The sequence below is a fragment of the Hydrogenobaculum acidophilum genome, from assembly GCF_054656715.1.
In genome coordinates this window covers 1-26,679 of the sequence record NZ_BAAHXP010000004.1, presented here as the reverse complement: position 1 = coordinate 26,679, position 26,679 = coordinate 1, and the positions used below count along the sequence as shown (strand labels likewise).

Here is a 26,679-nt window from a genome sequence, read left to right as displayed (position 1 = left end):
AAAATTATATACAATTTACCAAAATCTAATATGCTAATATATTTTAATGATAACTTACAACGATTTTGACAAAGAGAGACTGTTTAAAGATGATGATTTCATAGAAAAAAAGAAAAGCACAGACATAAGAGATGATTTTGAAAGAGATAGGGCTAGAATAATACATTCTTCAGCTTTTAGAAGACTACAAGGTAAAACCCAAATAATGAGCCCTGGGTATTTGGATTTTTACAGGACAAGGCTAACCCATAGCTTAGAAGTAGCACAGATTTCAAAAGGGATAGCTATAAAACATGGATTGGACAGTGCTATCTTAGAAGCTATATCGTTAGCTCACGATATAGGACATCCACCTTTAGGACATTCTGGCGAGGAAACTTTAAGAAATCTAATGGCAAAATATGGTTTCTTTGAATCAAACGCTCAAAATATAAGGATTCTCACATATCTTGAGATAAAAGCTTTAAAAAACGATAAAAGTTATGGATTAAACCTAACAAGAGCTGTATTGGATGGGGTGATAAAGTATAAGAGATTTTTATCAAAAGATAATAAAAAAGGTATATATAAAGAACACAAGGAAGAGCTTGAATTTATAGACCCTCACTATCAAGACGGCCAAACACCCTTAGAGTCCCAAATAATGGACTGGGCAGACGACATAGCCTACTCAGTACATGATATAGAAGATGGGGTAAGGCTATCCTTAATAAATTCCATTGTGATAGACAAAATAGGAGAATGTATTTTAAACGATGCCAAAAGCCAAAATATAGATAAAACCTTTGCAGAACAAATACTAAAAGAATTCCAAGAGGAACTTTATAAAATCCAAAAAGCAAATCCCTTTGAACGAAAAAGGCTTTTAAAAACCTTCACATCTTTTAGGATACATAAATTTATAAACGCTACAAGCATAGTAGAAAATAGTAAGAAAAGACCAAACACCAGAAGATACGACTATAAACTAAAGATAGAAGACAGCGCAAAATGGGAAGTGCATATTTTAAAAAGCATAAGCAAAGAGCTTTTTATAAACGACTATAGGTTAGAGCAATTAAGACACAAGCTTAGCTTTGTTATAAAAGAACTCTTTGAAGTGTTATCTCAAAAAGACGCCAGAAAATACTATCCAGATGATTTTAGATACATGTGGGATGTAGAAGATTGCAAAAACGACGAACAAAAGCGCTTCAGACTAGCCTGTGATTATATAGCAGGGATGACCGACAACTTCGCCCTAAAGCTTCATAGAAGGCTTTTTAGCCCTACCAACGATGGATTATTTGATATCGCATAAAAACTATCTATTGATTTTATTGGTTATAGGTCTTTTTTTCATAAACCTTGGAACCAACCAAGTCTTTTCACCAAACGAATCTTTTTACGCAGATGCAGCTTTAAATATGATAAAAACTGGTAATTATCTAATTCCTATCTACAACGACCATATAAGACTTGCAAAACCACCTCTTTTATACTGGCTTATAGTCCTATCCTTTAAAATGTTTGGAGTGTCTAGTTTTTCGCTGAGATTACCATCTGCTCTGGCAGGAGCTTTTTGTGTGATATTTACTTATCGCTTTGGTGAAAAACTACAAAAAAATCTTGGTTTATACGGAGCTATAGCTACTGGAATGGCTTTGGAGTTTGTTTCAAACGCTAGATATGCTTCGCCAGAGGTACTTTTTTGCTTTTTTATAAGTACTTCTATATATCTTTTGTATTTTTATCTTAAAAGCTCAAAAAATATCTATCTATTTACAGCCACAATATCCTCTTCTTTGGCAATGCTAACAAAAGGACCAGTTGGGGTTTTGATAGTTGGTTTTGTAGGCTTTTGGTATATAGTGTTTGATGATGCAAACAAGCTAAAAGATATCAAGCTTTATGTGGCGTTTTTGATAGCCCTTCTTGTAGGAAGCATCTGGTATGTAGAGGTTTTAAACTCTCCTTACAAAGACCTTCTCATTCATAAATTTTACGTAGAAAACATAAAAAGGATAAGCGATTTAGAATCTGACCCCTGGTACTTTTACATAAAAGATACTATTGTATCCTTTGCACCATTTTCTTTAATACTCTATCTATCTTTTCTAAATCCCAAAAGCTTTAAAACTGTAAAATTAGCAAGCATATGGTTTTTCTCTCTTTTTATAGTGTTTTCTCTGATAAAGATGAAAATACCTACATATCTAATACCTGCTTATCCAGCAATGGGGTTTATTGTGAGCGCAAATGCCATAGCAAAAAAATATTTTAGATACATCTTCTGGGTGCTTTTTAGTATAGGGCTTTTAATATACTATGGGATTGTAATATTTATACTACCATCTATAGAACCCTTTAGACCTTACAAACAAATGGGAGAGATTATAAAATTATACAAAGGTAAAAGACCAGTTTACTACGAAGGATACTTCATCCATCAGCTTCCTTTTTACGCTGAAACAGATATAAAACCCTTTAGCAAAAATTCAAAATCAGGAATCCTAATAACTCAGAACCCTTGCCAAAATCCCCTTTGGAAAGGCTATATTTACACAGATTCAGAGTCAAGGTTTTTGGTGTTTTTAAGAGATATTGAAAAGTTTAAAAGAGGTGATATAAAAAACTCAAAGTTTGAAAAATTTTATATATGCAATTATAAAAGCCCCAAGACGGGGCCTTGAAGGATTTATTAATCAAAATCTGGTGGCATATCCGTTGGGGTTGGAGTCTTTTCTTTCTTTTCTGGTAATTCAGCTATGAGAGCTTCAGCCGTTAGCATAGTACCTGCTGCTGATGCTGCATTTTGAAGAGCGGTTCTCACCACTTTAGTTGGATCTATGATACCGGCTTTTACCATATCTTTGTATTCACCGTTGGCAGCATCAAAACCGTAATTCTTGTCTTGGCTTTCGTATACTTTTTCAAGCACCAAAGAGCCTTCATAACCAGCGTTGTAGGCTATTTGTTTTAGAGGATATTTGCAAGCGTTGTATATAATCTTTACACCAAGCTCTCTATCCTTGTTAGGGTTCGTATAGTTTTCCAAAACCCTTGAAGCCTTTGCCAAAGCTGTACCACCACCAGCCACTATACCTTCTTCAGCAGCAGCCTTTGTAGCATGCACAGCATCTTCCACTCTAGCCTTCTTTTCTTTTAGCTCGGACTCGGTGGCGGCTCCAACCCTTATTATAGCTACACCACCAGAGAGTTTTGCAAGTCTTTCTTGAAGTTTTTCTCTGTCGTAATCAGAGGTGGTTTCTTTTATTTGCTTCTTTATTTGCTCTATACGAGCCTCTATCTTCTTTTTATCACCTTTACCACCTACTATTGTAGTGTTTTCTTTGTCTACTATCACCTTTTCAGCTTGACCCAACATATCAAGGGTTACAGACTCCAACTTTATACCAAGGTCTTCTGTGATAGCTTGCCCACCGGTAAGTATTGCTATATCCTCTAAATAATCTTTTCTTCTTTGGCCAAAACCAGGAGCTTTTACAGCCACAGCCCTAATTACACCTTTTAGAGTATTTACCACCAAAGTAGCCAAAGCTTCAGCTTCTACGTCTTCAGCTATTATAAGTAACGACCTACCAACTCTTACAACATTTTCAAGCACTGGTAAGAGTTCTTTTATGTTGCTTATCTTCTTTTCAAATATCAGTATATATGGATTTTCTAAAACAGCTTGCATCTTATCGGCATCTGTTATAAAGTATGGAGATAAGTATCCTCTGTCAAACTGCATTCCTTGTACAGTTTCTAACGTAGTTTCAGAAGATTTAGACTCCTCTACCGTTATAACACCATCTTTACCTACTTTTTCCATAGCTTCAGCAAGCAACTTTCCTATTACTGGGTCGTTGTTGGCAGATATAGTAGCTACTTGCTCTATCTCTTTGTTGCTGGTTACTGGTATAGAGGCTTTCTTCACTTCAGCTATAACCATTTCTACAGCTTCATCTATACCTCTTTTTAGATCCATTGGATTGGCACCCGAGGCTATAGCCTTTAGACCCTCAGTGAATATAGCTTGAGCTAAAACTGTGGCTGTAGTGGTACCATCTCCTGCCACATCGGCAGTTTTAGAAGCTACTTCCTTTACAAGTTGAGCACCTATGTTTTCAAATTGGTCTTTTAGCTCTATCTCCTTAGCAACGGTGACACCATCTTTTGTCACCACTGGAACACCCCATTTCTTTTCAATAATGACTTCCCTACCTTTAGGGCCAAGAGTCACTTTAACCGCATTTGCAAGCTTATCAACACCTGCTTTTAATTTTGCTCTTGCTTCTTCTCCATAAATAACATGTTTTGCTGCCATACTTCTACCTCCTTTAAATTTTTAAGTTTTTAAAATTATTCAATAATAGCCAAAACTTCATCTTCAGCCATTACAAGATATTTTTCACCGTCTAACTCAACTTCCGTACCGGCGTACTTGTTGAAAAGCACCTTGTCACCTACCTTGACGGTTAGGGGTCTCATTTCTCCATTGTTCAACACTTTGCCGCTTCCCACAGCCACAACTTCACCTACTTGGGGCTTTTCTTTAGCCGTATCTGGTATGATTATACCAGATGGTGTTTTTTGCTCTTTTTCTTCCATACGCTTTACGACAATTTTGTCATAAATTGGTTTTAGCTTCATGCTTCTTACCTCCTTTCCAGTTTTTCTAGAAGAAATTATATTAACTTTTTTATAATTTGTCAAGTGTTTTATAATACTTTCTGATAACAACATACTCAACTTTAATTAGCATAAACATATTAAATTAGCGTAAGTTATTGTAAAATCTAAAATAATTTGATATAATAAAAAAATGAAAGTTTTTATTCACGGTTGGGGATTTGACGAAAGCGTATTCAAAGAAAATGGCTTAAAGCTTAAGCTACCTGGCCATGGAAATTGCTTAGGCTCTTTAAAAGAAGCTGTTCAAGTTTATAAAAATATGCTAAATCAATATGAAAACATAGATATAATAGGCTGGTCTATGGGCGCATCTTTAGGAATTATGTTAACAGAATACCTCAACAACATAAGAAGTATAACAATAGTAGGCTTTAGCCCCCACTTTAAAGAAGCTTACGATAAAATCACGTTTTTGGCTTTTATAAGAACAATGAAAAAAGACTTTTACAGAGGTTTAGAAGAGTTTAGAAAAAACGCCTATCCTTTCGAATTTAAAAAAGATTATCCAGATAAAGATATAGCCTTAAAAATCCTTGAAGAATACATAGAGTTAGATTTAAAAGATGTAGTTAAAAACCTAAAAATACCTACAAAATTAATACACGGAGAAGAGGACAAGATAGTGCCTATAAAAGAAGCCTACAAAACAAAAGAACTAAATAAAAATATAGACCTCATTACATATAATGGTGGGCATTTTCCAAGCACAGAAAATATCATCTACGAGTTATAATATAACTATGAGAAAGGATAATAGAAAATTGGACGAGCTAAGGCCTATAAAAATTCAAAGAGATTTTAACATTCATGCTGAAGGCTCTTGCTTAGTGGAATTTGGCAATACAAGAGTGATATGCACGGCCTCTATCGCAGAAAGCGTACCTCCATTTTTAAAAGGCAAAAACCAAGGTTGGATAACAGCGGAGTATTCAATGCTACCAAGAGCTACCGCCACAAGAAATATAAGAGAATCTGTGACTGGCAAAATAGGTGGAAGGACCCACGAAATTCAAAGAATGATAGGAAGAGCTATGAGAGCTATCATAGACCTTACAAAAATAGGCGAAAGAACTATCTGGATAGACTGTGATGTGATACAAGCAGATGGTGGCACAAGAACCGCATCTATAGTAGGTGCTTTTATAGCCATGACAGACGCTATTATAAAGTTAAACGAGCAAAAACTCATAAACTCAGTACCAATAAAAGATACGGTTGGAGCAGTGTCTGTTGGAATTGTAAATGGAAACATTATGTTAGACCTTGATTTCGACGAAGATTCTAACGCCGCCGTAGACATGACAATAGTGGCTACTGGAAATGGTGAAATAGTGGAAATTCATTCTTTGGGAGAAGAAGCCACTTACACTAGAAAAGAATTTAACGCTATGCTAGATTTAGGCTTAGAAAGTCTAAAACAAATCTCAGAACTTCAAAAAGCCTTCTACGAAAATATGCCATCTATAAATCTGTGGAAAAGAAAAAATGTCAAAGAGGCAAGGCTATGAAGACCGCCGTATATTACGATGACATTTACTTGTTACACGACGAGCCAAAACATCCAGAAAACGCCAATAGATTAAAAATCGCTTTAAAGTATATAAACGATTCTAACATAAGAAATTTGATATCCTTTGAAAAGCCTCAAAAAGCATCTGTGGAAGATGTATCCAAAATCCACGATATATACTATATTCAAGAAATATACGAATTTTGTAAAAAAGGTGGTGGTTATCTAGACCCAGATACCTACTCAAATGAGCATAGCTACGATGTTGCTATGTTTGCAGCCGGTGCTATGATAAGTGCTTTAGAAGACATAAAAAACGGTAAGTTTGAAGCGGCTTTTTGCCTGGTAAGACCGCCAGGACATCATGCCGAATACGCTAAAGCCATGGGCTTTTGTATATTTAACAATGTGGCAATAGGAGCAAGAAAAGCCCAAAGTCTTGGATACAAAAAAGTCTATATAGCAGATTTTGATGTACACCATCCAAACGGCACCCAGCACACCTTTTACGAAGATGGTTCTGTGTTTTTGTTTTCTACCCACTGCTATCCTTATTACCCTGGCACTGGTAAAGAGGATGAAATAGGTTTCAAAGAAGGACTAGGTACCACTTTAAATGTCCCTTTAAAAGCAGGCACTAAAGATGATATCTATATAGAAGTTTACAATACAAAGTTTTTAGAAAGTTTTAGAGCTTTTAAACCAGATATACTTCTTATAAGCGCAGGATATGACCTTCACGAAGATGACCCTCTTGGCCCTATGAGAGTAAGTTCTCTTGGCATAAAAGAGATTACGGACATTATTATAAAAGCCGCAAAAGAGTTAAACATACCAGCCATAGCTACATTAGAGGGAGGGTACAATTACGATGCCACAGCGAAAGGTATATTGGACACTATTACAAATATGGTAAATGCATAAAAGCGTACTTTTAAAAGAGGTAGTTGAGTTTTTATCAAACCCTTGTCCCAAAATACACATAGACGCTACACTCGGATTGGGAGGTCATGCCAAAGCTCTCTTAGAAGTATGCAAAGATACGTTTTTAATAGGCATAGATAAGGATGAAAAGGCTCTTGAAATAGCAAAGGAAAATCTTAAAGGATTTAATACGGCTCTTTATCAGGGTTCTTTCAAAGACTTTGATGTTATATTAAAAGAAGAGGGATTTCAATACTTTGATTCAATACTTTTTGACTTTGGGGTATCTTCTTTGCAACTTGATCAAGAGGAGGGTTTTTCTTTTCAAAGAGAAGATTTTCTTGATATGAGAATGGACAAAAGAGAACCAAAAACGGCTTACACTGTTGTAAACACTTACAAAGAAAAAGAATTAGCAGATATATTTTACAAATACGGCGAGGAAAAACTTTCTAAAAAAATAGCAAAAGCTATAGTAGAATATAGAAAGAAAAAACCTATAGAAACTACAAAAGAACTAGCAGATATAGTATCTCATTGCTATCATCGCAAATACAGCAAAATACATCCAGCTACAAGAGTGTTTCAAGCTTTAAGAATAGAGGTAAACGACGAGCTTGAAGACATAAAGATAGCTCTTTCAAAACTTCTTGATTTTGCAAAGGAAGGCTCAAGGTTTGCCTTTATATCTTTTCACTCTTTAGAAGACAGGCTAATAAAAGAGTTTATCAAGCATAACATAGACAAACTCAAACTTTGCTCTAAAAAGCCGATAATACCATCTGATGAGGAGTTACTTTACAACAGAAGGGCAAGATCCGCAAAATTACGTTGCGCAAAGTTATGTTATAATGAAAAAGAGGATGAAGCTTTTAACAGTTAGTTTTTTGCTTTTAATAGTAAATATACTTTATTCTAGTTATGTAAAATACGAACATTATAAACAAGCTAAAATGATAATAAAGATAAAAGATTTAAAAACTAAAAACTTAGAGCTAGAAGCCTATATAACAAACAAGATAAATTATTATTCTGTAAAAGATTTTGCCAAAGGCAAAGATTATCAACCGGTGTCGTGGAACGATATCACCTTTTTAACCCAATGAGAAAACAAAGCCTTACAATAAAATCTACAAGGAAACTAAAGTTCGTTATATTTGCAATATTTGTCCTTTATTCGGTAATACTTGCAAGAGCCTTCTATATACAAGTGATAGCCGGTGAGGACTACGTTAAAAGAGTATTGGCAGATTTCCCAAAAGGGCGTATTATAAAAATAACATCCTACAGAGGTTCCATATTGGATAAAAATGGCCAACCTTTAGCCATAAGCCTACCCACAATCTCTATATACGCTTTTCCAAAACTTGTACAACATAAGAATAAATTATCTGATAAGCTATCAAAAATGCTAAACATACCAAAATATCAGATATTAAGCACGTTAAATTCAAAAGATAGATTTGTCTGGATAGTAAGGCATGCCCCACAATCTGATAAAGGCTTAGCAGAACAAGCTATTTTAGACACCGATAATTCAAAAGGCGTAGGAATACAAAACGACTTTAAAAGATTTTATCCAAACCACAACGTAGCTTCAAATCTTATAGGGTTTGTAGGGTGGGACGGAAAAGGTTTGGATGGTATGGAATATGCTTTAAATAAATATCTAGGTGGCAAGCCCATAGAAGTGATGACAATTTTCGCCCCAAAAGAAGGTAAGATGGTATTAAGACCGCTTTCCATCCAAGACGCTGGTACTCAAAACGATGTGTATCTAACCATCGATATGGGTGTTCAATCTATAGTAGAAGACATAAAAAACAAAATAGTAAAAGAGTTTAACCCAAGAAGAGTAGCAATAGTAGTAGAGGATGTGAGAAACGGTAATATCCTTGGCATGGCTACATATCCGGATTTTGACCCAAACGACTATTACAATTATCCACAAAGAGATTGGAGAAACTCGGCAGTCACAGATGTTTTTGAGCCAGGCTCTGTTATGAAACCTTTCTTTTTAGGATACGCTATGGCAAAAGGATACATACATAGAGGAGAAACCTGCAACGCTCATGGTGGCAGAGGAGATTTTTACGGACACATAGTAACAGACGTAGAACACAACGGAATACTAACGATGTCTCAAATACTCATAGTATCAAGCAACGTATGCGCCATGAAAGTGGCATCACATCTTACAAGGGAAGATGCAGAGAATGTGGTAAACTTGTTTCACCTAGTAAAACCGTACGGAATAATCCCCGGAGAGCAAGCTGGTATACTGCCAAACTTTTACTATCCTATAAACCGTATGTTTGCTACTATAGGACAAGGCATAGCTGTAAACGCTCTAAATTTGGCAAACGCCTATGCTGCCATTGCCACTGATAATCTTGTAAAACCTCATATTGTAAGAAAAATAGTAAATCCTCTTGGTAAGGTGATTTATCACGAAAAAGTAGACATCATACACAAAAATATATATCCCAAAAGCACCATAGACTGGCTCCACTATGCTTTGGAGCAAGTGGTAGAAAAAGGTACGGGTATATATGCAAAGTCAAATCACTTTACTATAGCTGGTAAAACAGGAACCTCCCAAATATTTAACTTCAAAACAGGTCATTACTCTTGGAGAAAGGTTGTGGCTGTTTTCGCAGGATTTTTCCCAGTATCAAACCCAAGGTTTTCTGCTGTAATAGTAGCTTATGACCCTCACCCGAAAAATGGTGCCTTGGCTTGGGGTGGAAGCGTCTCTGCTCCTTACTTCAAAGAGCTAGTGGATAGAATAAGCTTTTATTATGCGCTAAAACCAGATAAAACACCTACAAACCCAGTATCTTCAGGTAATAACCAATGAACTTTATAAATGTCTTGTTTGAAGATACTTTTTGCTACGATGATTATTTAGAAAGACTTCAAAATCTTTTATTTGAAAAAGGTTATATAATCTCGTCAAAAGCCGAAAAATATATTGTTATAAGCAAAAAAACTTACAACCCTTTAAATTGGAACATAAATTTAGAAGCCCTTCCTAAACCCTATGTGTTAAGAATATTTTATCTTGATAAAGATATAGATTTAGAAGGTGGTGTTTTAAAAGAGTGCTATATAAAACAAACGCCTTTTGGGTTTGATATATTCACAGAAAAAGAAGATGTTTTTGAGCTTTTGAAAGAAAAGTATAAAGATTTTATATACGCCACAAACTATGAAAGTTTAGAAAAAATAGTTATAAAAACCTTAAAGGAAAAAGCCAAAACTTTGGTATGTGCCGAAAGTTGTACGGCTGGGATGATAAGCTCAAGCCTTGTGAACGTAGCCGGCTCATCGGAAGTATTTTTAGGAGGGTTTGTAGTATATTCAAACGATTTCAAGGTAAACTTTTTAAATGTTGATAAAAGCCTCATAGAACAGCACGGAGCAGTATCAGCCGAAGTGGTAAGGGCTATGGCGTTGGGTGCTTTAGAATATAGTGATGCCGATATCTCAATAGCTGTAAGCGGTATAGCAGGTCCCGGTGGCAGTGAGCATAAGCCTCAAGGCTTTACATATATGGGTATAGGTACTGACGAAGATGTTTTGATATACAACTACACCTTTAAATACGATAGAAACACCAACAGAAGGCAAACCACAGCCTTTATACTATTTAAGCTTTTAAAGGACGTTCTTAAGCACTCCTTCTAAACTTTGAAAACCAGATTTTGTTATAAACACTTCCACTTCTTTTCCCATTATATCTTGGTCCGATATCACGTTGCACCATACGTTTGAAGTGGTCCTTCCAAGATAGATATTGTCCTTTCTATCCTCTATGAGGACTTTTTGAATAGTGTTTTCGTATCTTTTCATAAGCTTAGACGTTATGGCTTTTTGTATTTCTAAAAGCCTTTTCATTCTATCGGTTTTTACCTCGTCAGTTAGCTCATCTTCCATATAATAAGCTGGAGTATTTGGACGTTTTGAATATTTAAAAGAAAACACCTGTTCAAACTCTACAGTTTTTATTACATCTAAGGTGTGCTCAAAGTCTTCTTCGGTTTCTGTAGGAAAGCCTATTATTATATCTGTAGAAAAGCTCATATCTTTCATCTTAGCTTTTAAGCGCTCTATCCTGTTTAGGTAGTAAGCCTTTGTGTAGTTTCTTTTCATAAGCTCAAGTATCCTATCAGAGCCAGCTTGAAAAGGAAGATGTATATGATTTACCATATTTGGAAGCTCCGCCATAGCATCTATGATTTCATCCGTCAAATCTTTTGGATGTCCCGTGGTAAACCTTATCCTTTTTACACCTTCTATCTTCGATATGTCTTCTAAAAGCTTGTAAAAGGGATAACCTATATCTTTACCATATGCTGTCACGTTTTGACCTATAAGGTGTATCTCCATCACCCCGCTATCTACCAGGGATTTTACCTCATTTATTATGCTTTGAGGAGCTCTGCTTCTTTCTTTTCCCCTCGTAAAGGGTACTACACAGTATGTGCACTCTTTATCGCAACCCCTCATAATAGTTACATATGCACAGTAACTGTTGTCTCTTATTGTAGGGTAGGAATCTAGCATCTCTTCAAGGGGGTCTTCTTGTTCTAGTATTTCTATAGCTCTATTGCCAAGTCTTAGCTCCTCCAAAAGATTTGGGATGCGATGTATATTTTTAGTGCCAAATACCATATCCACAAAAGGCATTTTAGAGGCTATCTCATAACCTGCCCTTTGGGCCATACATCCGCACACACCTATTTTAACGTTCGGGTTTTTAGATTTTAATCTTTTTATCTCACCAAGATGAGACCATACTTTTTGGTCTGGTTTTTCCCTTATGGTGCATGTATTTAATATCACCAAATCGGCCTCTTCTTCTTTTGTAGCGGGTTCATAGCCTTGAGTTTGTAATATACCTTTTATCTTCTCTGAATCATTTATATTCATTTGACAGCCATAAGTTTTAATAAAATATTTCATAGTCTTTTAATTATAAGCCCAAAAACTCATAACTAAAATGAAAAAAATCAATGACTTGCGCACCTATCTATGGCCACTTCGCCGCTGTACCCAACTCTTAAAAGGTTTATATTGCCTTTGATGATTTTTATCTTAACAGGTATTCTCTGAGCCACCTTTGTAAATTCACCAGCGGTAATATCTCTTGGTATAAGGGCAAATTTTGCAGCGGAAGCTCTTAAAATATGAGATACTACGCCTTCATAATGTTCGTTTGGTAAAGCATCTATGTGTATATGCACCAAACAACCTTTCTTTATACCGTGAAGTTTTGTTTCGTCTATAATATCAAGTATATAAACAGATTTTGGGTCATATACAGCGTATATAGGTTGACCTGGTCTTACCACATCTCCAACGCTAACAAACTTTTTAACGATATATCCAGATATTGGGCTTGTAAGTTCTGTTTCTGCTATCATATCACTTATATTTTGAAGCTTTGCCTTCAAAGACTTTATTTGATTTTTTGTAGCATCTATTTTTTGAGTAAGCTCTCTTACTTCTTTCTGATTGTTTTTGGCTATGGCTACCCCTATGTTTTGGGCTTTTGATAAAGAAGCCAAAGCGTTTGCTTGATTTAATAGGGCATTTTTTTCGTTTAAAAGATTTTTAAGCTCTGTTTCTTTTTCTTCAAAAGCATGCCTTGATATAACACCGTCTTTGTAAAGCTTATGAAATCTCATATAATCTTTGTGTACCAAAGATATTTTGGCATCTAAAGCTTTTACCTTATTCATTATAGACTGCATATTTTGAGTAGCTTCCATAGTTTTATAAAGATTGGCCTGTGCTTCTAAATCTGTACCAACCAAAAGCCTATCTCTTTGAATTTTATATAGATTTACTTCACTTTCAAGTTCTTTTATTTGATATTTCAAAGCTTTATACTCCAACTTATAATCTGTATCATCAATCTTTGCCAAAGGCTCGCCCTTTACGACTTTATCACCTTCTTTTTTAAATAGCTTTACAATCCTACCACCATCTCTTCTATAAGCCACATCGGTAAAGGTATTTGCTTCCACAAACACGGCATCAGAAACCGCATGGGTAATACGATAGTATATCCATCTGAAAGCCACTACCGAGAATATCACTATAAGAATTATCAATACAGCTATGCCAATCTTCTTATTTCTGTCCATAAGCTACTACCTCTATAAGTTTATAAACTGCCAAAGCATAAAGATATCTACTTCTTACTACATCGGTTCTTGCTTTTGTAAGATAATCTTCTGCGTCTATCACATCCGTGTTGGTACCAAGACCTACCTTGTATTTTTCTGAAGCTATCTTATAGTGTTCTTTCGCATCTTTTAGCTCAGACCTTGCCAAAACTATATCTTTTTCGGCGGTTTTTAAAGCCTCATAAGAAGCCGTCACCTGAAGCTTTATATCGTTTTCTAGCTTTTGATAATTTACTTTTGCTTGTTTATAAGCCAAAAATGCCTGATGAACTTCATGAAATCTTTTAAGACCGTTAAATAGTTTCCAAGAAATCCCAGCGCTTAAAAGGTCTTGATAGTATGGAAGCCCTGGAATTTGGTCAGAATAACCGTACCTTGCCTCGATATAAGCTTGCGGAAGATATGTAGATTTTGTAAGAGATTGATAATCCTTTGCTTTTTTTATAAGGGCTTTGCCGTATTTTAGTATGACTCTATTTCTTAAAGCTATACCTACAAGTTGATTTAAATCATATTTACTAAGTGGGTTTGATATAGAACCTATATCTTCTAAATGATGAACTGGTCTTCCTATGAGGTTTGAAAGCTTTTGAAGATAAACTTTGTATTTGCCTTGGTCTTGAGCCAATTTTTGCTTTGCTTGATTTAATTTTACCTTCGTCTGAAGTATATCTTTAAAAGCCACTAGACCCTGCTCGTACATCTTTTCCACGTTGTAAAGATGTCTTTGGTAGTCTTTTACCTCTTTCTTGTCAACATCGATAAGTTTTCTTCTTACTAAAGCATTTATATAAGTATCCATGACATCTATTTTGATATCCGTCTTAATGGCTGTAAGCATGTATTTTTGAGCTTTTAAATCGTCTTTTGAGATTTTATACTTATAAAAACTAGGCATATTAAAAAGCGGCTGCTTTAAGCCAAAAGTCCACTGAGTAAAATGGCCTTTTTGAAAGACAAAACTAGTAGGTCCTTCTGGTATAGCAAGCTCTCTACCAACATTTGAGGTGGCGTTAAAACCTATGGAAGGTAAAAAGTTTCCAAAAGCTTCTTTTCGTTTTTCAGAAGCTATCTTGGTATTTAGTTTTTGATAAAGTATATCTGTATTATACTTTACAGCGGAGTTTATAGCTTCTTTCAAACTTATGCCAAAAGATATTTGAGCAAAAGCCAAAACTCCCAAAAAGTATCTTCTCATAAAACTCCTAGTTCTTTTAAAGCCTTTTCCCAAATAGGTTTTGGATTTTCTTCGGTAAATATAAATATCTCAAGAAGATGCTTTGACAACCCTAAGAGCATATGGGCTTTGTAATCCTCATTTATACCACAAAGACTTAAAACTTCTTTTGTCTTGTTAAGAAATATCAATCTACCCTCTTTATAAAACTGTTTAAATCTATCATCGGTACACATGCCTTCAAAAAGAAGCACTCCAAAAAGCTTACTCTTTTCAAGCATTTTAGAAAAGCCATCTATAAAAAACTTTTTCTTTGCCTCTTTTATCTTGCCTGCTTTAGCAAGCTTTATAGATTCTTCTGCATTTTCTAAAAGCTCTTTTCTTGACATGGTTAATATGCTTATAAAAAAATCCTCTTTTGATTTGAAGTAAACGTAAAAAGTCCCGTGAGCTACGTTGGCCTTTTCTGTAATATCGGATATTTTTGTCTTGGTAAAACCTTTTTCATAGAAAAGCTTTATACCAGCTTCTATTATAGAAAGCTTTGTCTCTAAAGCCTTTCTTTTCTTCTTTTGCCTAGCTTGATTATTTTGCTCAAATATAGCTTCTTTTCCAATTTTACTTACTGACTCGTCAACCATAATTTAATTATAACAAACCTTCTAAGAATTTGTCAAGAGCTGATTTGTCATAGTTTGACATATACCTAGCCACATACTTTCCAATGATATCTGTTTCAACGTTTACGTAGTCTCCCACATTTTTAGCGTATAAGTTTGTATGCTCCCACGTATGAGGGATAATATTTATTCTTATAAAATCCTCAAACACATAGTTTATAGTAAGGCTTATACCGTCTATCGCTACGGAGCCTTTAGGAACTACCATAAGCTTGTAAGAAGATGGTATATATATATCTAACTCTCTATGCTCTCCCAAGGTTTTTATGCTTTTGACAGTAGAAACAAAATCCACATGACCCAACACAATATGACCATCAAGCCTAGAAACACCAGCCAACATAGACCTTTCAAGATTTACTGGGTCTTTAGCTTTTAAATACTGAAAATTTGTTCTTGCCATAGTCTCTTTTGATACATCAAAGCAAAACCCATCTTTTTCTTTTTTTACTACAGTAAGGCAAGCGCCGTTTATAGCTACGCTATCCCCTATTTTTACTTCTAAAGAAGATTTAACACACAACCTAGTATTATTTTGAGATTTTGATATAGAGCTTACAAAACCAACCTCTTCTATAAGACCAGTAAACATTAAAAACCTTCCGCAGGTCTTCCGTAATAAAAACCTTGAACAAAATCTGGCTGGATTTTTTCCATATACTTTGCATCTTCCTCTGTTTCTACGCCCTCTACAAGGATTTTATAACCAGAGCTTTTCAACCCCTCTACAAGCCAAGAGAGCATATCTTTACCCTCTCTTAGGAAAAACCTATCCAACTTTACAATATCTGGTCTTATTACGTTTAGCTTTTGGAAAGACGAGTTTTCTGTACCAAAATCATCTAAGGCTATACCAAAACCAAGAGATTTAAGCTCATTTACCAAATATCCTATTGATTCTAAAGGTTCTTTCTCTTTTCTCTCCGATATTTCAAACACCACATCTTGAGAATTTACCATGTCTTCTAAAAGATGCTTCATACGTTTTTTGTTTTTCTTAAAAATATTTACAATTCTAAGCGGCATATTTATAAAAAGCTTTGGTCGTGGAGTTATATCTAAATTTTTTATTTTTTTTATGGCCATATCTATAACATACTCCTCAAAAGCGTATATAATGTTAGAAGAGTAAACAAGGTCTATAAATACATAAGCGGGTATTATCTCTCCAGATTCTGATATCATCCTCATAAGAACCTCATAGCCGTATACGTTTTTTGCTTTAAAATCTAGAACTTTTTGGAAAACTGGGAAAAGTCTTCTCTCTTCCATCGCTTTTACCAAATCTGATATTCCTATGGTGAATTTGTTTTTCTTAATTAGATTACATATAACAACTTTGTTAGAACTATGAAAATTTGGTTGTAAGTTAGTTGTAAAATCTTTTTTTAGGCATGCAAAAGCGTTGTTTAATAAATCGTCAAACGTATCACCATGCTCTGGAAAAGATGCTATAGATACGCTAAAAGTAATATTCTCATCTTTAAAATCTTTTTCTTTTATCTTATCTTCAAAAGTCTTACGTATACGTTCTTCTACCTTAAGAGCACCAGATATGTCGGTGTTTGGCAATATAACGAGAAAACTACCACCTTCATATTTACCTGCCACATCACTTTTTCTCAAACTTTCTTCCATACTATCTGCTAGCGTTATAAGTACTTCGTTGCCCTTTTCATAACCAAATTTTCTATTTATACCTCTTAGATTATCAATATCCAAGATAAGTAGAGAAAGATGTTTATTTTCTCGTTCGCTATAAGCTACAAGCTTCCTTCCTATCTCCTCCAAGCACCCAATAGAGCTTATAAAAGTTTCTTTATAAAGCGCCAGTAAGCTAAGTGGCATCCTATCTTTTTTCATACCAAAGAGCTCACCCCGTATATGATATCATGATATATGCCAAGAAGGGCTTTGGCACCCTCTCCAGCAGCCGTTATTATCTGCTTGGCAAAGATGTTGGTGCAATCTCCAGCCGCATAAGCCCCAAGCAACGATGTCCTGTTGTTTTGGTCTATAACTATCTCGCCCCATTTGTTTAGCTTGATACCGCTGTTTATAAAAAGTTCAGTGTTTGGTTTTGTGCCTATTTCTACAAAAACGCCGTCTATCTCCATATCATAGATTTTTTGATTTTTCATATCCTCTAACCTAACGCCCACTACACCTATTTTTTTATCCACATGAATTTCCAATACTCTATGGTTTGTGAGAGCTTTAACCTTTTCATTTTTTAAAACTTTGGCTTGTAAAGACTCATCCGCTCTAAATCTATCAGTGTATTCTACTATAGTTATAGAAGAGGCATAGTTTGTGAGTTGCTCTGCCGCTTCAAAACCAGAGTTTCCACCGCCTACCACTATCACTTTTTTACCTTTATAAAAAGGTGCATCACATGTATAGCAATAAGATACACCCTTGCCTATACCCTCTTCCTCTCCCTTTACACCTAGTTTTTTGTGATCTGCTCCCGTACATATCAAGATGTTTTCTGTTTTTATCGTCGTGCCATTTGAAAGGGATATAGAAAATTCACGCTCTTTTATAACTCTAAAATCTACGGCTTCAGCATACAAAGGCAATACCTCTAGGTATTCAAGTTGCTCTACAAGCCTTTGAACAAAGCTAATACCATCTATATTTTTAAACCCCATGTAGTTTTCTATATCCCCTGAGGTTAGTATTTGACCGCCTACATCCTTTGTAACAAGGACAAAATCCATCTTTTTTCTAGCAGCGTATATAGAAGCTGCTACTCCAGCTGGACCACCCCCTAATATAACAAGCTTTCTATCCATCTTTATCTCTCCTTATATAATTCGCAAGGCTTACCAACAAGCTAGCAAGATAAGTCATATCTTTTAACCTTTTTAAAAGAAGAAGTACAGAACTTGCTATTACTATCCAAAATATAGTAATCACCACCATACATATAGCTATAACACCTAAAAAAAATGTATTCACATCTATATTATAACACCCTTTTTAACATATCAAACAAAGCATTCAAAGCTTTTTTTCTATGGGATATCTCGTTTTTATGCTCTATGCTAGCAAGACTAACATTATACCCTTCTGGTATAAAGATCGGGTCGTATCCAAAGCCTAAGCTTCCTGAAGGCTCTTTTGCTATATAACCCTTTAATTCTCCCTCTCCAAATATACCCTGAGAATCTGACATCATCACCACCATAGCGCTTACAAACTTTGCCCTTCTATTTTCTTCGTTTTCTAAAAGCCTTAAAACTTTTAGGTTGTTTAAGTCATCTTTTGGAAGATTGTAATCTTCTTCTTTTAAGACATAAGAACCAAACTCCTCTTTGTAAAACCTTGCAGAATAAACACCGGGTCTACCACCAAGAGCCTCTACCACAAGACCGGAATCATCAGCCAAAGCTGGTATTCCAAACGTCTCAAAGTAAGCCTTTGCCTTTAAATATGCGTTTGATAAAAACGTGTTGGCGGTCTCTTCTACATGAAGCTCGTAAGGAGGTTTTACAAACTCTATGTTTAAGGCTTTTAACATAGAAGATATCTCTTCAAACTTCTTTTTGTTGGAAGTGCAAATCATCAGTTCCATAGCTTTTATTCTATTCTAATTTTTATCTCCATATCAAGGGTTGAATTCACTGGTTTTTGATCTTTGGTGGCTGGGAAAAATTTCCAACTTGAGAGTTCTTTTTGAAGAATAGCGTTTAAGCTTGGGTTTGGCGTAGGGTTTAACAAAACAGCTTTGGCAGACCCGTCTTTTTTTATATAAAATCTAACTCTTAGAAGGATTTCTCTCACATCTGGAAGAAGGCTTTGAGGAATATGTGGTTTAGGTTTATAAATAGCCCTTGGGGGTGTATAAGCATTTTTAAAATAATCAGAAGAGCCGTTGCCTTTTTGTGGTTTAGAAGGTAAAGACGGCACATTGGAAGGAGCTTTTGAAGGTAAACTTAGAGAGTTTTGGCTTACGATAGGTTTATTTTCAACATTTTTAGTGTTTTGAAGAGTTGTATTTGGCGTGGGATGTGCCTGATTTTGTGGCTTAGAAATTGACTTAGCATATTGTTGCAAAGGTTTTCTAGAGGGTTTAGAAGGCGTTGTGGTTTTTGGTTTTGGCATAGTTTGTTTAATAGGTTTTGGTATTTGAGTTTTTTCATTTTCAACAACTTTTGGGGCTTTTAATATAAGTATCGTAGAATAATGAGGTTTAGGAGTTTTTAAAGATAAGCTAAAAACAAAGATAAGGATTAACCAAAAAGCCAAAGATAAGAAAAAAGAAAATACATAATCCTTATAAAGACTCATTTTGATTTAACCGCTATAAGAAGATGAAAAAAGCCTGCATTTTGGGCTTTTAACATAGCCTTTACCATAATACCGCTTGGGGCTTCTTTATCTGAGGCTATCATAACGTATTGATTTTTGTTAAAATGGGTTTTAAGATAAGCTCCCAAATCATCTAAGCTAACTGGTGCTTTGTCTACATATATGGTTTGGTCTTTTGATATGCTTATGGTGATGAGTTTGTTGTTTTGTGGAAAAGAAGAGGCGCGACCTTTTGGAAGGTTTACCTTTATAGAGTTTATATTAACCATCGATAAAGAAGCAAGCATAAAGGTAACCAAAAGAAAAAACATCACGTCTATAAGCGGTATTATAACTATCCTTGCTTTCTTAGGTTCTCTTGGTCTTTTTAGTTTCATGCTTCACCTTTTGCCATTTTGATGTGAGCTATAAGCTTGGTACCAAGGCGTTCCATTTCATCTAAAGTAAAGGTTATAGCTTTAGAAAGATAGTTGTATCCGAAAAGAGCCACTATCGCCACCAAAAGCCCCATCGCTGTAGAAAAAAGAGCTTCTGCTACGCCCCCAGTCACTTCCTTTGGAGCCACCAATCCGCTTGAGCCTATAATACCAAAAGCCTTTATCATACCCACCACAGTCCCAAGAAGCCCTATCAAAGGGGCAGCCGTTATAGACGTGTCCAAAAGCCACATACCCCGTGATAGCTTAGAGGATAGATGCATCGCCTCATCCTGAGCTATGGATTCTATCCACCAAATAGGTGTATCTTTTACTTTGCCTGAGGCTTTTAGTATCGTTTTGAAAAATTTTATATATACGTTTGAATCCGGTTTTGATTCTAAAAGCTTAGAAAAACCATCAAGATCAAAGTCATAAGACTCAATAGCATCGTGAACATCTTTGGGAATGCTGGCATTCTTTAAAAGATTCATAAATCTTTCTATTATGATAGAAAGCGCTAACACACCAAGAAAAAACAATACAACTACCGCTATACCAAAACTAAACATATTTTCTCCTTAAAAGCTAAAACAAAACAGACTTAGGGCAATATCCTTTTAGCATACAAAAAATGCTTTATTAGATACGGGTCGTTGGCTACATCGTCCACGACGACCCTTCCATAAACAGAAGATGCTTCTATCATCTTTCCATTTCCAATATATATACCAACATGGGATGGGTAAGGAGCATATGTAGAGAAAAACAGCAAATCACCGGGTTTCAGATGATGTCTTACAAGTTTCCCAAGTCTAGCTTGTTCTCTGGCAGTCCTTGGCAAATCTATACCAAGTTGTCTAAATACATCTTGTGTAAAAGCCGAACAATCCATACCCTCCCTTGAATTGCCACCAAACCTATAAGGTATACCTAGATATTGAAACGCCACCTCTTTCAACCTTTCCACAAAATTTCTGTTTACCCCTTCGTAGGAGTACGAATGGCTATAAGGTTTGTAAGTGTAGGAAACGGGGCTGACCCCCGCATCAGCATAAGCTATATTTTGTCTTATGTACTCACCTATTATATCGCCTCTTTTTGACACATAAGGATTGTTGTATTCGTTTATTATACGTTTTATAGGGTCTCCCAAGCTTACACTCATACCAAAAGCCAACATACCAAGAGCTATCAAAATCTTTCTCATAAGCTGCCTCCTTTAAAATGTCTTATCTATACTTACATAAAAAGTACGCCTTTGGGCATATTGAGGTCCAAAAACCCCTATACCTTCGTCCCTAAGCTCGTAAACGTTGTTAAATAAGTTTACCACATAAACGTTAACATTGGTATGACCGAATGCTTTAGTATAAAAATCTTTCGTAATTCCAACGTTGGTCTGGAAGTAAGAGGGTCTATGAGTAGTGTTTGGCGGATAATCACCGCTGGCAAGTCCAGACCCATATATATTATCGGCATAAACAGTTATGTCTTTAAAAGGTTTATAGTACCCACCAAAAGATGCCGTGTAAGTTTGGTCGTGGTCCATATATATATAGTTGTTTTGAAGATATTGAAGTTGCTGTGCTGTAAAATTGTACTGCTGGTCTATAGCATCCTCTGCCCTTGCTACAGAGTAAGCAAAGTTTAGATAAGCCCCGTAGCGTTTTTTCATTTTAGATATATTTAGGTTTATACCGTATTCTTTGCCGTGCTTGTAGTTAAAGGGCGTTAACACCCTTGCGTTTCCAAACTGCCCGTCGTCAAGCACGTCGTGAATTTCTTCAAAGTAAGCATCCAACATCAAAGAAGTTCCATCCTCAAACCTATGAGATGCCCCCACATCGTAATAGCTACTTCTTTGAGGAAGCACAAAATATCCTATTTGGTCTGGTGATAATCCGCTGGCTGCTATACTGTCTGCTGTAGTACCTTGAAGTACTGAAGCGTTTGTTTTTGTTACCAAAAGCATTGGGGCTGGCGTGAAAAATCTTCCATAGCTTACATGAAAAGCCGTAGACTTTGAATAGTGATAAATAAGCGACGCTCTTGGACTAAGCTGGTCTGTTTTTACAAACTGGTCTATGTAGTCAAACCTAAGCCCATATATAAAGTTAAGCTTTTTTATTATGTGCCAATTGTCTTGTATGTAATAGCTAAACGTATAGCCCGTTTTTGCGTTTGAGTAAGGGTACACATTTGGCATAGTAGAGGTTTGATTTAGTTGTGAATCTGCTGGAAATGCATATGTAATAAAGTTTCCTATAGACCTCTCGTCTTGAAAGAATATACCGGTTTTTATCTCGTGATTTACCATCTTATGAGATATATCAGCTTGCATACCGCCAGAGGTATCTTGATACTTTGAATCGGTAGCCTGACCTGTGTAAATAAGGTCTCCTATTAGGTCTGGTATGTAGTGAATCTTTGAATAAGTACCAAATACATCAAAGTGGTATTTTGTATTTTGCCCATAGTTTCCATCCAAAGCGCCTATGATAAAGTTGTAATCCTCATGTTGGTTGTCGTTTACTATTGTAGGGGGATAGTTTGAAGGGGTATAGATAGTACCATTTAAAGCTACGTTATAACAGTTTCCTGTTGGCGATGCATAATTACAAAGAGCATCTGCGTTGTCTTGGTCTGGAATTTGATATTGAGCATACACAGAGCCTAACACCAAGGAAAGCCTGTTTTCAGGATTTAAAAGGTATGAAAAGTATGCAAAGTAATCTTGGGTTTGAGATCTATCATGTATTGGATGCTTTGTGGGAGCTTGAAGTCCGTCATGGTTTTGAAGATACTGAGCCGATACAAAATAACTAAATTTGCCTAAAGTATCTTCATCGTCAAAATGAGCTCCAGCAGTGGCATCTGTGCCAAATATAGCACCCACTGAACCTCCCTTTTGAAAACCTTGTTTGGTGATAATATTTAATATACCAGCAGTGTGAAGACCATACTCTGGCGGGACTACACCAGTAATAAAGTTCATAGACTCTATGGCCCTTGTGGGTACCACAGAAGAAAACCCAGCCAAATCTATCGGAAGATAAGAGCCGTTTATCCTGTATTGGATGTTGGCATGGTCTCCTCTTACGTGAATTTGTCCAGAAGTATCTTGAACGACACCAGGAGATGTATAAAGGACCACGCTGTTTACACTTTGATAAGCGCTAAGAGGAAGCGTTTTTATAAAATTGCTGGTAAGCTTTTGGCTTAGAGCCCCGTTTTTGATGGTGGGGGCTTCGTAGGATTTTTTATACACATACTCTATACTTAACTTTTTGGGTGCTATAGATATATCTATTGGAGACTTTGAGGATACTATCTTCACACTTGGTTTATAACCCTTTTTTATAGCTTTTAAAGCAAAAACTTTGAGATTTGTATTTATATGAAAAATGCCGTTTTTATCGGATTTAGTCTTATAAAGGACTTTGCCGTTGCTGTTTAAAAGCTCTAAAACAACACCTTCTACAGGTTTTCCAAGAGTATCCTTCACTACCCCTTGATAATTAAAAGCGTAAGCTTGGGCTATCAAACATCCTAACGCAAAAATAACTTTTTTCATAAATTACCTCCTTTTTAAAAGTTTAGGTTTGTTAAAAGCCAAATATCCTAAACCAAAGGAGGTGAGCGAGAGCGAGGTTTTACAGATATTACAAAAGTTTTGAAAAAGGGTTTTACGTATATAGGCTTTGGCAACTGAGCCTTTGGAATACTTGGAAGAGGCTTACCTGAACTTTCTATGTTGTTAGATATTTTAAATATGCATATAGGACAATCATCGTGAATTTTATCATCTTTATGCTCGTGGACTATAGCTACATTTGAAGCAAACAAAAAAGAAAAAGCACATACCAAAGCAACGATAAGTCTTTTCCTTCTTATATAATCAGCTACCTTGGAAAACAAAATCATCTCAAACAAATATTATAATATGGATTTTAATTTTTCGTTAAAATCATAAAACATTTTAAAGCGAAAAAAGCATAAGTCTTTTTGACCAAATGAGTTATATTATTTTTATGGAGAGTAAAACATGAGCACAAATATTCCGGTATCTTTATATGAAAAGCTTACAGAAAAGTTTGGAAAAGAAACAGCTTTAGAGATTGTAGAAGTCTTAGAAGATACCACAGAGTATTTGGAAGATAGAGTGTTAGAAGAAACTAAAAAAAGAAAGCTAGAGCTAAGAGATGAGCTTAGAAAAGAGCTTGCCACAAAAGAAGATGTATTGTTGGTAAGACAAGAGATAGAGACGGTAAGACAAGAAATAGAGACGGTAAGACAAGAGTTAAAGGGAGAGATAAACTCGGTTAGAGAAGAACTAAAAGGTGAGATAAACTCTTTAAGACAGGAGATAAAAGGTGAGATAAAGGTTATGAAAATGTGGATATTCTTTTTGGGGGTGCTTATAGTGTTTTTAAATCAAAACACTTTGGCTTTTATAGGAAAGATAATACTCTCTATTTTTAAATAAATATGATATGAAACATATCAAAACTTATGTTTTAAGATTAAAAAGACTTGACAAAAAGACGATAATGTGCTTAAATTATTTTAAGAAACCTTTAAAAGGAGGACAAAGCTATGAAAAAGAAACTTTTGCTGGCAATGGCAGTCTTAGGAGCTGCTGCGTGGCAAGGAGCCAATGCTATAGTATTAAAAGCAAACGACAATGAGTTTGCAAACGTAGGTCTCGAGCTTCAAATCTGGGCTCAAAACGATGGAAAAGTAACAGAAGGTCAACACTCTTCCAATAACTTTTCCGTAAACAACGCTCGTGTATACTTCTCCGGTCAAATCAATCCAATAGTTCAATTTGGCGCAGATTTGGATTTCGCAGACCATAATGTTTCTGGTGTTAGTGTAGATGGCACTGCTAGAGGACATGAAGGGACAAATTACACTAGGGTATCTGATGCTTTTATCAACTTCAAATTTATGCCAGAACTTCAACTCATGGCTGGTCTATTTAGAGACCCAGTATCAAGACTTTCCAACACCGATGAGTATACCTATGTAATACCTACAGGTTATGGATATGGGTTTAATACAGTTTGGGGTAATATAGTAGGTACAGGTGTAGGAACTACCAATAACAACTATACATTTGCAAACCTTCTTGATCCATTCCAGCCAATAACTCTAGGTGGCGATATAGCTGATGCCAATAGAGATGCTGGCATAGCCATATGGGGTAATGTAGCAGATACTATGTTAAAATATTACCTCTTTGCAGCAAACGGTGCATACGACTATCAAGCTGGCATGAACGCAAAAGGTAATCTCAAATACGGTATAAGACTTGAATTTACTCCTACAATGCTTGGATACAAAAACTCTTCTGGTTTCGTGGACCAAGATACATTCTTAGGTGCTCTAAACAACCTCACCATAGGTCTTGGTTATGAGCAACAAAAGTTAGATTGTACATCTTATACTAATACTACTACTAATACTACAACTAATGGCGTTCCAGCTGACAACTCTCTTTGTGGCACAAACTCCTCTCTCACACCGAAATACTACACTATAGATGCAAACTGGCAACAAAAGTTTGGTGATTTTGTACCGGAAGTTCAACTTGGCTGGGCTGAAAAGAAAGATTTAGAGCAAGTAAATTCCGCTGCTAAAGTAAAATCTGATGGCTACTATGTACAACTTGCAGCTCTCTACGACCAAGTGGTAGGTCTTGGTAAACCAGAATTGGCTTTCAGATGGGAAGAATCAAGTGTGAAGAACTTGCTTTACAATGGCAATACCTATCTAGGTGATGGCAAAATCAACAGATATAGCATATTTGTAAACTACTACATAGCTGGTGAAGCTGCTAAAATGTCCCTTGGTGCTGATATTGTAGATCCAAACAGCACTTTAAAGAATCTATATACTGGTAGCAATCAACTCAAAGACTTCACCGACTGGACACTTGCTCTTCAAACCGAGTTCTAAGAGATTATAAGTCATGCCCCGCTTTTGGCGGGGTTTTATCAATATGAACAAGTTTGAAAAGAAATTAGAAGATGCATATTGTACAAAAGATGAAGCTATATTAAAATACAGTAATTTTAGAAAATCTAAAATCATAATTACTACAGAAAGCGTTAAAAATCTCTATTATTATGCTGATTTATTTTATAAAATACTTGTATCTACCAAATATATAAATACCACAGATGAAGAAGCTTTGAAAGATATGGCAAAAGTCCTTTGTTATATAACTATATCTCGTAGCAAGATTCCTTTTTTTGATTATATAGAAAATTACAGGCTTGTAAAATACGTATTTAAAAAGCATAGGGATTTCATAGATTCTTATCTTGAAGCAAACAAATTATTGTTAAGCGCATTCTAATATCAAACTAAGTGTTATAATCAATAATATGAAACTTTTGCCTATAGGTATACAAACATTCAGAGACATTATAGAAGGTGGTTTTTATTATGTGGATAAAACGCATTTTATACCAAAACTAACTAGTAAATACTATTTTTTATCTCGTCCAAGGCGTTTTGGTAAATCTCTTTTTCTCGACACTCTAAAAGAAGCGTTTTCTGGCAAAAAAGAGCTATTTAAAGGTCTATATCTATACGACAATTGGGATTGGAATAAAAAGTATCCTATTGTAAAGTTTGATTTAAGTCAGGCTTATCCTGATACAGAGGAAAATCTTATAAAATCTATCAACTCTTTTTTAAAAAGAATAGCCGATAGCTACGGCATAAAGCTAGAAGAAGAACTAATAGGTTTAAAATTCCAAGAACT

The 26,679-nt window shown here is 35.5% G+C and carries 30 protein-coding genes; 13 read left to right on the top strand and 17 right to left on the bottom strand.

Annotated features, from left to right (window positions below; all coding sequences use genetic code 11):
* The first annotated feature begins 46 nt into the window (after nucleotides 1–46).
* Entirely contained in the window at nucleotides 47–1,300 is a 1,254-nt protein-coding gene (locus tag ACYQZV_RS03325) for a deoxyguanosinetriphosphate triphosphohydrolase family protein (protein ID WP_459893177.1), read from the top strand.
* A gap of 19 nt (nucleotides 1,301–1,319) precedes the next feature.
* Nucleotides 1,320–2,672 (top strand): ArnT family glycosyltransferase, encoded by a 1,353-nt coding sequence (locus tag ACYQZV_RS03320; RefSeq protein WP_459893174.1) that lies wholly within the window; start codon nucleotides 1,320–1,322, stop codon nucleotides 2,670–2,672.
* An 8-nt stretch (nucleotides 2,673–2,680) separates the two neighbouring features.
* On the opposite strand, the gene groL is transcribed toward ACYQZV_RS03320, so the two are convergent.
* Together groL and groES are read right to left on the bottom strand one after the other, a co-directional pair.
* Entirely contained in the window at nucleotides 2,681–4,312 is a 1,632-nt protein-coding gene (gene groL, locus ACYQZV_RS03315) for a chaperonin GroEL (RefSeq protein WP_459893171.1), read from the bottom strand.
* A 35-nt stretch (nucleotides 4,313–4,347) separates the two neighbouring features.
* A complete protein-coding gene (gene groES / locus ACYQZV_RS03310) occupies nucleotides 4,348–4,638 on the bottom strand; it encodes a co-chaperone GroES (protein WP_459893169.1) in 291 nt (96 codons plus the stop codon).
* 172 nt (nucleotides 4,639–4,810) lie between these two features.
* Between groES and ACYQZV_RS03305 the strand changes: the two genes are divergently transcribed.
* The 7 genes from ACYQZV_RS03305 to ACYQZV_RS03275 are packed head-to-tail and all read left to right on the top strand — an operon-like array spanning nucleotide 4,811 to nucleotide 10,804.
* Entirely contained in the window at nucleotides 4,811–5,413 is a 603-nt protein-coding gene (locus tag ACYQZV_RS03305) for an alpha/beta hydrolase (RefSeq protein WP_459893167.1), read from the top strand.
* A 7-nt stretch (nucleotides 5,414–5,420) separates the two neighbouring features.
* Nucleotides 5,421–6,188 carry a ribonuclease PH gene (rph, locus tag ACYQZV_RS03300; protein WP_459893164.1) on the top strand — a complete coding sequence of 256 codons (768 nt, stop codon included), beginning with the start codon at nucleotides 5,421–5,423 and terminating at the stop codon, nucleotides 6,186–6,188.
* Nucleotides 6,185–7,114, top strand: a complete 930-nt coding sequence (locus ACYQZV_RS03295; protein WP_459893162.1) for a histone deacetylase family protein — start codon at nucleotides 6,185–6,187, stop codon at nucleotides 7,112–7,114. Before rph ends, ACYQZV_RS03295 begins: the two co-directional genes overlap by 4 nt.
* Nucleotides 7,107–7,997 carry a 16S rRNA (cytosine(1402)-N(4))-methyltransferase RsmH gene (gene rsmH / locus ACYQZV_RS03290; RefSeq protein WP_459893160.1) on the top strand — a complete coding sequence of 297 codons (891 nt, stop codon included), beginning with the start codon at nucleotides 7,107–7,109 and terminating at the stop codon, nucleotides 7,995–7,997. Before ACYQZV_RS03295 ends, rsmH begins: the two co-directional genes overlap by 8 nt.
* Entirely contained in the window at nucleotides 7,978–8,220 is a 243-nt protein-coding gene (locus ACYQZV_RS03285; protein ID WP_459893158.1) for a hypothetical protein, read from the top strand. The genes rsmH and ACYQZV_RS03285 overlap by 20 nt, the downstream gene beginning before the upstream one ends.
* Nucleotides 8,217–9,974, top strand: a complete 1,758-nt coding sequence (locus ACYQZV_RS03280; protein WP_459893156.1) for a peptidoglycan D,D-transpeptidase FtsI family protein — start codon at nucleotides 8,217–8,219, stop codon at nucleotides 9,972–9,974. The genes ACYQZV_RS03285 and ACYQZV_RS03280 overlap by 4 nt, the downstream gene beginning before the upstream one ends.
* Entirely contained in the window at nucleotides 9,971–10,804 is an 834-nt protein-coding gene (locus ACYQZV_RS03275) for a CinA family protein (RefSeq protein ID WP_459893154.1), read from the top strand. The genes ACYQZV_RS03280 and ACYQZV_RS03275 overlap by 4 nt, the downstream gene beginning before the upstream one ends.
* On the opposite strand, the gene miaB is transcribed toward ACYQZV_RS03275, so the two are convergent.
* Genes miaB through ACYQZV_RS03200 form a run of 15 tightly spaced genes read right to left on the bottom strand, consistent with a single transcriptional unit; the run spans nucleotide 10,775 to nucleotide 23,828 of the window.
* A complete protein-coding gene (gene miaB, locus ACYQZV_RS03270; protein WP_459893152.1) occupies nucleotides 10,775–12,082 on the bottom strand; it encodes a tRNA (N6-isopentenyl adenosine(37)-C2)-methylthiotransferase MiaB in 1,308 nt (435 codons plus the stop codon). The genes ACYQZV_RS03275 and miaB overlap by 30 nt on opposite strands.
* 47 nt (nucleotides 12,083–12,129) lie before the next feature.
* Nucleotides 12,130–13,269, bottom strand: coding sequence for an HlyD family secretion protein (locus ACYQZV_RS03265; RefSeq protein WP_459893150.1), 1,140 nt, complete (start codon nucleotides 13,267–13,269; stop codon nucleotides 12,130–12,132).
* Nucleotides 13,256–14,509 (bottom strand): TolC family protein, encoded by a 1,254-nt coding sequence (locus ACYQZV_RS03260; protein ID WP_459893149.1) that lies wholly within the window; start codon nucleotides 14,507–14,509, stop codon nucleotides 13,256–13,258. Before ACYQZV_RS03260 ends, ACYQZV_RS03265 begins: the two co-directional genes overlap by 14 nt.
* Nucleotides 14,506–15,129 carry a TetR/AcrR family transcriptional regulator gene (locus ACYQZV_RS03255; RefSeq protein WP_459893147.1) on the bottom strand — a complete coding sequence of 208 codons (624 nt, stop codon included), beginning with the start codon at nucleotides 15,127–15,129 and terminating at the stop codon, nucleotides 14,506–14,508. Before ACYQZV_RS03255 ends, ACYQZV_RS03260 begins: the two co-directional genes overlap by 4 nt.
* A 7-nt stretch (nucleotides 15,130–15,136) precedes the next feature.
* Entirely contained in the window at nucleotides 15,137–15,760 is a 624-nt protein-coding gene (locus ACYQZV_RS03250) for a riboflavin synthase (protein ID WP_459893145.1), read from the bottom strand.
* Nucleotides 15,760–17,031 (bottom strand): bifunctional diguanylate cyclase/phosphodiesterase, encoded by a 1,272-nt coding sequence (locus ACYQZV_RS03245; RefSeq protein WP_459893143.1) that lies wholly within the window; start codon nucleotides 17,029–17,031, stop codon nucleotides 15,760–15,762. The genes ACYQZV_RS03250 and ACYQZV_RS03245 overlap by 1 nt, the downstream gene beginning before the upstream one ends.
* Nucleotides 17,028–17,966 (bottom strand): NAD(P)/FAD-dependent oxidoreductase, encoded by a 939-nt coding sequence (locus ACYQZV_RS03240; RefSeq protein WP_459893141.1) that lies wholly within the window; start codon nucleotides 17,964–17,966, stop codon nucleotides 17,028–17,030. Before ACYQZV_RS03240 ends, ACYQZV_RS03245 begins: the two co-directional genes overlap by 4 nt.
* On the bottom strand, nucleotides 17,959–18,132 hold the full coding sequence (locus ACYQZV_RS03235; protein WP_459893139.1) for a hypothetical protein: 174 nt from the start codon (nucleotides 18,130–18,132) through the stop codon (nucleotides 17,959–17,961). Before ACYQZV_RS03235 ends, ACYQZV_RS03240 begins: the two co-directional genes overlap by 8 nt.
* A 7-nt stretch (nucleotides 18,133–18,139) precedes the next feature.
* Nucleotides 18,140–18,748: an RdgB/HAM1 family non-canonical purine NTP pyrophosphatase gene (gene rdgB, locus ACYQZV_RS03230; RefSeq protein ID WP_459893137.1), complete on the bottom strand. Its 609-nt coding sequence runs from the start codon at nucleotides 18,746–18,748 to the stop codon at nucleotides 18,140–18,142.
* 5 nt (nucleotides 18,749–18,753) lie between these two features.
* Nucleotides 18,754–19,464 (bottom strand): energy transducer TonB, encoded by a 711-nt coding sequence (locus tag ACYQZV_RS03225; protein ID WP_459893135.1) that lies wholly within the window; start codon nucleotides 19,462–19,464, stop codon nucleotides 18,754–18,756.
* Complete coding sequence (locus ACYQZV_RS03220; RefSeq protein ID WP_459893133.1) at nucleotides 19,461–19,862, bottom strand: ExbD/TolR family protein; 402 nt, start codon at nucleotides 19,860–19,862, stop codon at nucleotides 19,461–19,463. The genes ACYQZV_RS03225 and ACYQZV_RS03220 overlap by 4 nt, the downstream gene beginning before the upstream one ends.
* Nucleotides 19,859–20,473: a MotA/TolQ/ExbB proton channel family protein gene (locus tag ACYQZV_RS03215; protein WP_459893131.1), complete on the bottom strand. Its 615-nt coding sequence runs from the start codon at nucleotides 20,471–20,473 to the stop codon at nucleotides 19,859–19,861. The genes ACYQZV_RS03220 and ACYQZV_RS03215 overlap by 4 nt, the downstream gene beginning before the upstream one ends.
* A 32-nt stretch (nucleotides 20,474–20,505) precedes the next feature.
* Nucleotides 20,506–21,111 (bottom strand): C40 family peptidase, encoded by a 606-nt coding sequence (locus tag ACYQZV_RS03210; protein WP_459893129.1) that lies wholly within the window; start codon nucleotides 21,109–21,111, stop codon nucleotides 20,506–20,508.
* Between the two features lie 12 nt (nucleotides 21,112–21,123).
* A complete protein-coding gene (locus ACYQZV_RS03205; RefSeq protein WP_459893127.1) occupies nucleotides 21,124–23,478 on the bottom strand; it encodes a TonB-dependent receptor in 2,355 nt (784 codons plus the stop codon).
* A gap of 47 nt (nucleotides 23,479–23,525) precedes the next feature.
* Nucleotides 23,526–23,828, bottom strand: a complete 303-nt coding sequence (locus tag ACYQZV_RS03200) for a hypothetical protein (protein ID WP_459893125.1) — start codon at nucleotides 23,826–23,828, stop codon at nucleotides 23,526–23,528.
* Between the two features lie 121 nt (nucleotides 23,829–23,949).
* Here ACYQZV_RS03200 and ACYQZV_RS03195 point away from each other — a divergent pair, with 121 nt between their 5' ends.
* The 4 genes from ACYQZV_RS03195 to ACYQZV_RS03180 form a co-directional block, all read left to right on the top strand.
* On the top strand, nucleotides 23,950–24,390 hold the full coding sequence (locus tag ACYQZV_RS03195; RefSeq protein ID WP_459893123.1) for a CCDC90 family protein: 441 nt from the start codon (nucleotides 23,950–23,952) through the stop codon (nucleotides 24,388–24,390).
* Nucleotides 24,391–24,500: 110 nt separating this feature from the next.
* The gene (locus ACYQZV_RS03190; RefSeq protein WP_459893121.1) at nucleotides 24,501–25,865 is read left to right on the top strand and encodes a porin; all 1,365 of its coding nucleotides are present in this window, start codon (nucleotides 24,501–24,503) and stop codon (nucleotides 25,863–25,865) included.
* Nucleotides 25,866–25,908: 43 nt separating this feature from the next.
* Complete coding sequence (locus ACYQZV_RS03185; RefSeq protein WP_459893119.1) at nucleotides 25,909–26,268, top strand: hypothetical protein; 360 nt, start codon at nucleotides 25,909–25,911, stop codon at nucleotides 26,266–26,268.
* 28 nt (nucleotides 26,269–26,296) lie between these two features.
* Nucleotides 26,297–26,679, top strand: a 383-nt coding sequence (locus tag ACYQZV_RS03180) for an AAA family ATPase (RefSeq protein WP_459893117.1), incomplete at its 3' end; no start/stop codon positions are given.